The organism is Mesorhizobium sp. M0276 (assembly GCF_040321755.1).
Classification (GTDB): Bacteria; Pseudomonadota; Alphaproteobacteria; order Rhizobiales; family Rhizobiaceae; genus Mesorhizobium.
Window position 1 is genome coordinate 1 of sequence record NZ_JAMYSC010000119.1, and the last position, 6,259, is coordinate 6,259.

6 protein-coding genes and 2 pseudogenes are annotated in these 6,259 nt (G+C 58.0%); 2 read left to right on the forward strand and 6 right to left on the reverse strand.

Annotation, left to right across the window (positions count from 1 at the left end):
• Positions 1–238: 238 nt before the first annotated feature.
• The 5 genes and pseudogenes from NKJ01_RS36635 to NKJ01_RS35735 all read right to left on the reverse strand — a co-directional run.
• A pseudogene (locus NKJ01_RS36635) lies at positions 239–412 on the reverse strand (transposase); the annotation flags it as partial.
• A complete protein-coding gene (locus NKJ01_RS36640) occupies positions 406–567 on the reverse strand; it encodes a hypothetical protein (RefSeq protein WP_502905960.1) in 162 nt (53 codons plus the stop codon). The pseudogene NKJ01_RS36635 and the gene NKJ01_RS36640, both read right to left, overlap by 7 nt.
• A 28-nt stretch (positions 568–595) precedes the next feature.
• A pseudogene (locus NKJ01_RS36645) lies at positions 596–788 on the reverse strand (IS110 family transposase); the annotation flags it as partial.
• Entirely contained in the window at positions 788–1,294 is a 507-nt protein-coding gene (locus NKJ01_RS35730) for a hypothetical protein (protein ID WP_352735245.1), read from the reverse strand. The pseudogene NKJ01_RS36645 and the gene NKJ01_RS35730, both read right to left, overlap by 1 nt.
• A gap of 48 nt (positions 1,295–1,342) precedes the next feature.
• Positions 1,343–2,011 (reverse strand): site-specific integrase, encoded by a 669-nt coding sequence (locus NKJ01_RS35735; RefSeq protein WP_352735247.1) that lies wholly within the window; start codon positions 2,009–2,011, stop codon positions 1,343–1,345.
• 135 nt (positions 2,012–2,146) lie between these two features.
• Between NKJ01_RS35735 and NKJ01_RS35740 the strand changes: the two genes are divergently transcribed.
• Positions 2,147–2,650 (forward strand): tyrosine-type recombinase/integrase, encoded by a 504-nt coding sequence (locus NKJ01_RS35740; RefSeq protein ID WP_352735253.1) that lies wholly within the window; start codon positions 2,147–2,149, stop codon positions 2,648–2,650.
• Here NKJ01_RS35740 and NKJ01_RS35745 read toward each other — a convergent pair.
• On the reverse strand, positions 2,579–3,757 hold the full coding sequence (locus tag NKJ01_RS35745; RefSeq protein ID WP_352735249.1) for a M24 family metallopeptidase: 1,179 nt from the start codon (positions 3,755–3,757) through the stop codon (positions 2,579–2,581). The two genes, NKJ01_RS35740 and NKJ01_RS35745, sit on opposite strands and share 72 nt — an antisense overlap.
• Positions 3,758–4,928: 1,171 nt before the next feature.
• Here NKJ01_RS35745 and NKJ01_RS35750 point away from each other — a divergent pair.
• Complete coding sequence (locus NKJ01_RS35750) at positions 4,929–6,101, forward strand: M20 aminoacylase family protein (protein WP_352735251.1); 1,173 nt, start codon at positions 4,929–4,931, stop codon at positions 6,099–6,101.
• Positions 6,102–6,259: the final 158 nt, after the last annotated feature.

Genomic DNA, 6,259 nt, shown 5'->3' on the forward strand with positions numbered 1-6,259 from the left:
CGTTAGAGGCACTGCATTACGCGAATGATCGCACCTCAATGCAGGAAATGAGCGTTGTTTTGCGAGGCACGCATAGATGCGGCGAGTTGCGGATCTGAGAAGAAGATTTCCTCAACATAGTCAGGGTCAGCTGAGCACGATCCAACCAACCCTCACTCACAGGGGGTAGCGAGCCTTTGCATTGAAAACCGGAAAGCGAGACGGACCTCCCAACGTGGCGCCATGATGATAGAGGTCCACCCATCTTGGAGACGCGTCCCAGCCGTTCCTTTCCGCCGGAGGAGTTCTGCCGTGGCGTGAGGCCTAAGAAGGCGGCGAACTTGCGCGTACCTGGGAAGGCGGAGATATCCTGGATGCTCGCCGCAAGCGCGGAGGCAGTAATGGGGCCGGTGCCGGGAACGGTCATCAGACGGATGCCACTTCATCAGTCTTGCCGAGGGCCAGAATAGCCTGATCGCTCTGCTCGATCTCGACATCAAGTTCGCTCAGTTGGCGCAACAACGGCAACAGTGCCGAACGTACGAACTCCGGGATCATGTCGTTGCCCTCGATGACGAGGGTAGCCAAGGCGAGTTCGGTCCCTAGGCGGCGATGATCCCGATTTCGGCCAGATGGCTGCGAAGGGCATTGAGCAGTTGGGTGCGTTTGGGCCACCAGAAGTTCGCGTACCTTGTGATGCATGAGCGCCGCCTGGTTCCCGACCGATCGCACCGGCACAAAACGCAAGGGCGCGTCACCGCCTCGCAGATGGCTGCTGCATCAGCGGCATCGTTCTTCTGGCGACGCACTAATCGTGAGGTCGCAGGAATGTGAAGGAACGCGTGAAATCCGCACAATTCTGCCGTTGGTCGAGGGATTTGCTCCACATTATTTTCCGACGAATCTCTGCGGTCGTTTTGACCAGCAGAGGAGCCATTGATGTCGGAAATCCGCTTGCGAACTGATTACCGAGCTCAAAGCCGAACTGATCAGTCAACAGTACAGCCCGGTGGTGGTAGGAAACTATTGTGCTTATGCGCGCGGGTTCCTCGACCATCTTGCGCGGCGAAATATCCTGGTCGCGGATGTGACCGAAGCCCAGGTGGAGCGATATCTGCGCGATGCGGTCGCTCTGTTCTGGCAGCGTCGTAGTCGACGTCCCGGTCCGCGCTGGCACCAGATTCCGTGCGCGGGCATTCACCCACTGCTTCGGCTTGTGCAGGGGCAGTGGCCACCAGCCCCGAAAGCGACCTGCGCCGCCGATGCACTGCGATTTACAATCTGCAACGAATACGAGACTTGCCCGGCCGAGCATCGACGCGTTCTTGTGGGATCCGGTTCGATAGCCCAGATTGCGTGCGCATCAAGAGTGACGCTCAGCCATGACTTCTCCCAGCACGCTGCCGAAGGGCTGTGGTCGACGCAATTGAGCAAAAGCCTTTTCCGGATTGCGCGACGCCAGAGCGCGCCAGATCGGCATGCACTGCTTGATATTGAACGCTTCGCGCAGGGTGGTGATGGGATTGCGATCGATCGCGCCGGCTTTCAGAAGGTGATCGAGGAACCGGTCAATGATGGTGATCGCGCAGGCCTTGGAGAGTCGCGCGGCTTGGCTGGGCAAGGATCGCCGTGACCTCTGCTGGATCCAGATAACAGGGTTCCGATACCGGTGCCCGCTTGATCGGGATGTGGAGGATTTCGACGCACTGGGCGAGCGATGCAGGGTCCCTGGTCGCCACGCCACAAAATTGAAGAAGCTGCGCATCGCGGCAAGCCGACAGTTCCGCGAGCCGATCGTGCAGCCGCGCTCGTGTTCGGTGTGCCTCAGGAACGCAGCCACTTCACTCGCCGTCAGATCGGCCAGAGTGATCGTCGCAACCTTCTTTTCCGCACGCTGTGCGATGAACCGCAGGAACAGCCGCCAGGTGTCGCGGTAGGACCGGACCGTGTGGATGGACGCGTTGCGCTGCTCAACAAGCCATTCGTAGAAGAACGCGCGCATCAGTTTCGGCAACGGGTTGGCCTTGCTCATGACCGCACCTCCCGCTCGAGGTTGAGGCATGGTGCGCCCACGGCCCTGAACCGTTCGTTGGCGAGATGCAGCAGGTCCTGTGTGACCGTAATGTAGACCAGAGTGGAGTTGATATCCCGGTGACCGAGGGCGAGCCTGCGGCGGGGTGAGCTTGCACGTCTCGATCTTGGTGACGTCGATCTCCAGAGCGATACGATCACGGTTCGGCAAACCAAGTTCTTCAAAACCAGGATCTTGCCGGTGCCCGATGGCGTGATGATCGAGCTTCGGGCCTTTGCACGGAGCCGTGCCGATGCATCGCAGGGTCCGTGCTCTGGCCTGTTCTGGCACGAGCAGGGCCGCACCCGCCGTTACACACCAGAAGCGATCACATGGCTGTTCCTTGCCGTCATACGTCGCGCCGGGTTGAAATCACAGCACGGGCGAACTGGGCCACGGTTACATGACCTGCGTCACTCGATGGTCGTAAACCGTATCCTGGAATGGTATCCGGGCGGACATCAATTCGCAGGGTCGTCTACCGTTCCTCGCGACTTACCACGAGAGCAGCGCGATGGTCTGGCGCAGCTAGTCCACCACGATCAAGCGGCGATCGACATCGGTCAGCCGTTCACCCCCCCTTTCGGTGACGACAAATGACTCAGATATTGCGGCCCCGAAGTCCTCGAGCCTGACCCCTGATTGGAAATGGAAGCACATGCCGGCTTGAAGAACGGTCCTGTCGTCCGGGCGAATGCTAACCGTACGCTCGCCCCAGTCCGGCGGATAGTTGAGGCCGATTGAGTAGCCGGAGCGGCCTATTTTGTTATACCCATTGCGCTTAAGGACACTCAACCAGACTGCATTAACCTCTTCGACGACTACCCCTGGTTCCGCCATCTCGAGTACGGCATCAACACCGTCCACTACAACCTTCGCGAGACGCTTGACCTCTTCAGGTGGCTTTCCAATGTGGATGGTACGGCACAACGGCGCACAATAGCGCCGTCGCGTCGCGCCAAACTCCATGAGAACCAAGCCAGACGTTGGCAAGGGTTCATCGGTCCAACTGAGGTGCGGAGTGTTCGTCTGTTCGCCGGTCTGGATTAGGGGAGGGCCGCTAAAGTCGCCATACTTTCCGTCGAGTCCTCGCACCTGAGAGCCGAATACCTCGGCGACTACCTCGTTTTGCGGAACCCCCGGCTTTAGCTTTGCAATTGCCTTCTGCATTGTATTGCTGACCATCTGGCCCGCTTCTCTCATATAGACGAGTTCGGCCTCGGACTTAACGAGCCTGGCCCAATTAACCAGTTCGCGACTATCGGCGAACTTCGCATTCGGAAGGCCGTTGACAAGGTGTTGGTGTCCCCGCGCAGTGTAGTAGTGGGCGTTGAGCTCAACGCCGACGCGATCGGATCCCCACCCGCGTGAATCGATCAGGTCGCAAAGATCATCGAAGGGGTGCATTTCAGGATGGTGAAGCCGCTTATCGGAAAACGATACTATGTTCTCAGCGGGTAAATCCGTCGTAATATGAGCGGAATTTACATCGACGAGTCGTCCGAACCACATCGGCATGTCCGCTTTTAGGTGTACTAAGACGGCTTGAGGCACGTAGAATGAATAGCCGTCATACCCAGTTAGCCAGTACATATTCGCAGGATCCTGGCAGATTAGCAGATCCAGTCCTGCTCGCTCCATCCGTTGCTTTACGTCGTGAACACGGCGTTCAAACTCATCGGCAAAGAAAGGTTTCTTATAATTCATCTCACGGTCGTCCTTCACCCTGGGTGCTCAATCCAACCAGGCTTCTCTCCTGCCTAGTGGATATGTCTTATTAGCACGCACCAAAGGGCTGTTTTTAACTGAACATCCGTCGCTCTCGCAGAAAATCTGCATTCCTCGGCTATTTGCGCCGTGATGAGGCGGGCGGTCAGGGCATTGAACCAACGATGGGCTTTGTTGATCCGCTTTGCGCACAGTAAGCTCACCAAGATTGGTACGGCTTTCTTCAGTTAATCATCAGACCATCGAAATTGAGCAGGAGGTGTAGTCGGCGCTAGCAGAAGCACTGGACGCCTTAGCAAGCCTCGAGCCAACTGGCGAAGCTCCGTCTTCGGCGGTCGGTACATCGCGGACAGCAATTCCGCTATCTCCCGATAGCTTCGGGAGCGGATCTTTTATCGTCGCCCCGGACATTAGGAGCAGCTAGAGTTGCTCCAATAGTTTTGGCGAACTTGGACGCCTGGAGCGCGACGAAACCGCGGTTTTGATGCTGGGTATTTCTAAGGCTTTCCCTGTGATTTTAAGGATATTGTGCGCAGAAATCGAAAAAACGTCGAATCCCGGCGGATCGCAGGGCTGGTTCGCGTAACCCTGCTCTTAAACGCTTGCTACGGTTTGACCATATGGAGCTGCGTAGCGGAGGTGCCTGATCCGGTGTCAATAGGGGCTCGACGAATCAAAGATGGGTTACATCAAAGTGCGAGGCATGGAGAAGATCCTTTTCCAAAAAAGTCTGATTGCCTAATTTTGAGCAGCGCCTCAATCACAGCTCCAGGGACCACAAGTCGGCGTCGAGCGTGGAAAAGATTCGAGGCATGGGATTCTGGCAATCGCCGACAATGAACGCCTAAAGAGTTACTGCCCAGTGCAAGATTTGAAGACGGATCCCTGATCGTCGAAAGCGCTAGAATCGTGATCGGTGCTCGAAATTGAATTTCGCCAAGCTGCCCGGGTCGCGAATGCGGGTATGAAGAGCGAGAGGAGTGGTCGCCACCTGTGGCTTATGTCGAGGCATTGCCCCGGGTTTGGCTCCTCCAGGCTCCCAGCGTTTCGGCGCCAGGACCGATCCGCGCCTAGATTCGTCCGACCTGATCCCTCATCGACGAGGCGAGACAGCATCAACCTTATCCCAACCGCAAGAAAGGAAACTCCCGTGCCCATCCTCAATCGCGTCGCCGACCTTCTCCCTGACATCGTGGCCTGGCGCCGCGACATCCACGCACATCCCGAACTGGGCTTTGACGAACACCGCACTTCGGCCCTCGTTGCCGAGCGCCTGCGCGAATTCGGCTGCGACGAGATCATTAGTGGCCTTGCCAAGACCGGCGTCGTCGGCATTATCAAGGGTAAGAGGCCGGTAAGCAACGGCAACGTCAAAGTTATCGGTTTGCGCGCTGATATGGATGCTCTCCCGATCGAGGAAGCAACTGATCTTCCCTATGCCTCCAAGAACAAGGGCATTATGCATGCCTGCGGTCATGACGGCCACACCGCAATGCTATTGGGCGCGGCGCGCTACCTTGCCGAGACCCGGAATTTTGCCGGTACGGCCGTCGTGATCTTCCAACCTGCGGAAGAGCTCGGCGCGGGCGCGGTGGCGATGATCGAGGACGGCCTGATGGAGCGCTTCGGAATTGAGCAGGTCTACGGCATGCACACTTTTCCAGGATTGCCTATCGGTACCTTTGGGATCAAGCACGGTCCGACATTGGCGGCAACCGATGAAATCGAGATCCGAATCGAAGGCCACGGTGGTCATCCCGGGACGCCTCATAAATGCATCGACTCGATTCTGGTCGGAGCGCAGCTTATCACCGCGATGCAACAAATCGTGGCGCAGAACGTCGACCCCGTCGATTCGGCGGGGCTTTCGTTCCATCAGTTCCATTCCGGCAACACGCAGAGAATTATTCCACACACAGCAGTGCTGCGGGGCAGTATGCGGACGCTTAAGCCGGAGGTGCGTCAGCTTATCAAGCAGCGCGTTGGTGAGGTGGCAGCCGGTATCGCCCAAATAACCGGCGCCAAGATCGATCTAACGATCCAAGACAGCGATGCCATCGTTTTCAACCATGCCATCCCCACCGAACTTGCGATTGGCGCGGCGAAGGAGGTGGCCGGCGAAAACAACGTGCTCGAGACGCCGCCAATCATGGCTGGGGAAGATTTTTCGTTCATGGCGCAGGCACGACCGGGTGCCTTTGTTTGGTGCGGAAACGGTGACAGCGCCGGGTTGCATCACCCCGCCTACAATTTCAACGACGAAGCAATCCCGTATGGAACATCGTACTGGATCAAGCTCGTAGAGAACACGCTCGTGGCTTGAATTTTTACGAGAGTGGGAGGCGGCCGGCCTGTCGGCCAACTCGGCGCCGCCCCCGCAACTGGTGTCCATTGAGGCAACTGGGGCGTGGCCGCCCCACACAAGGGGGGGGTGGGGAGGGGGGCCGGCGGCGGCACGCCCCACGAGGCGGGGGGGGGGGG